The organism is Sphingobium abikonense NBRC 16140 (assembly GCF_001598335.1).
GTDB classification, from domain to species: domain Bacteria; phylum Pseudomonadota; class Alphaproteobacteria; order Sphingomonadales; family Sphingomonadaceae; genus Sphingobium; species Sphingobium abikonense.
Genome location: NZ_BCYT01000049.1, coordinates 1 through 609 on the forward strand (window position 1 = coordinate 1; position 609 = coordinate 609).

General features: G+C 43.2%; 1 protein-coding gene. It reads right to left on the reverse strand.

The features are described from left to right. The coding region (locus tag SAB01S_RS18340; RefSeq protein WP_218016168.1) for a carbohydrate-binding domain-containing protein at positions 1-609 on the reverse strand (609 nt) is incomplete at both ends.

A 609-nucleotide genomic window follows, 5' to 3' on the forward strand; every position in this document is an offset into this window, starting at 1 on the left:
GCTACAGAGGTTCCTTCAATAATTGAGTTTTTATTCGCACCTTCAGGCGAAAAACCAATCGGATGTCCCCCTCCTAATAGGTAGCTTTTTTCGTCACTAATATTTTCATTGTTTAGTTGAGCAGAGTACAAATATAGGTTTCGGTCACCATCAGATTTTGGATCCCATGCATCATTTAAATACACAAGTTCAAATTTCGTGTTTGGCGGGAAGTTCCCCCAGTACTCAAAAGCTTGTTTTTCTCCGTTATGATGATCTGCTGTAACTGTTTGCACGGGGCCTACAGCGCTACCATTAACATAAAGTTGGAATTGAGCATTACCTTCCCAGGCATCTTCTGACATGTTCAGCGTTAAATGATCTTGTAACCCTGTAATAATTGGGGCTGCAGGAGGGGTTGCATCAACGATGAAATCATAGGCTTTTGATGTTGATGACGTAACACCATAGACATCACTGCTGGTAGCCGTGACCTCATAATGCCCACTGGCTAAGTCATGCGCTGTAAATGACCAAGCGCCAGTAGCGTCTGCTGTGCTCGTTCCTAAAAGGCTTCCATCCTGTAAATATAGCTTTATGACCGTATTAGAACTGGATGTGCCAGATAGC